Source organism: Vibrio sp. S234-5, assembly GCF_000960595.1.
GTDB lineage: Bacteria > Pseudomonadota > Gammaproteobacteria > Enterobacterales > Vibrionaceae > Vibrio.
Window position 1 is genome coordinate 1 of record NZ_JZAM01000038.1, and the last position, 637, is coordinate 637.

Annotated in this window: 1 protein-coding gene; it reads left to right on the top strand. The window is 46.6% G+C overall.

The window, feature by feature from the left end; translation table 11 throughout:
* Positions 1-174 precede the first annotated feature (174 nt).
* Positions 175-637 (top strand): IS66 family transposase zinc-finger binding domain-containing protein (locus UF06_RS01140; protein WP_045568807.1); only part of this gene is annotated, 463 nt, incomplete at its 3' end.

Below are 637 nucleotides of genomic sequence, written 5' to 3' on the forward strand. Positions count from 1 at the left end.
ATGGAAGTTTTGCGGCATTCTGACTACACAATAACAAGGGAAGACTTACTCGTGGCTGCAACCCTGCTTGCTCAAAATCTATTCAAACATGGTTATGCTTTGGGGAAATTATGAGGGGATCCCTCAGCGCCAAATATCAACCCAGAAAGCCAAGATGTTGCCGAGCTACAAGCGATGGTGAAAGCGCTGATGGCGTCAGAAACCCAATTGAAACAAGAGCGCCAATCGCTGCTTGAACAACTCAAACTTGCCTTCGACCGTCAGTTCGCTAAACGCTCGGAGGCGTTAAAGCCTTACAATGAATCCCAAGGTGACCTCTTCAACGAAGCGGAGTGTGAAGCTGCTAAAGAAGAAGAGGTTGACGTTGTCACAACGACCATCACAACGAAGAAACGCGGTAAACGCAGACCACTGCCAAAGAGCTTGCCTCGTGAAGTTATCGAACTTGATTTAGACGACGATGAAAAGCAGTGCACTTGCTGCCAACATAACCTGCATAAAATCGGTGAAGACCGTAGCGAGAAACTTGAGTTCACGCCAGCGGTACTCAAAGTGTTGGAATATGTTCGTCCTAAATATGCTTGCCGCCAATGCGAGCAAACAGAAGACAAAAACCACGTTGTTCAAAAGCTAAAAA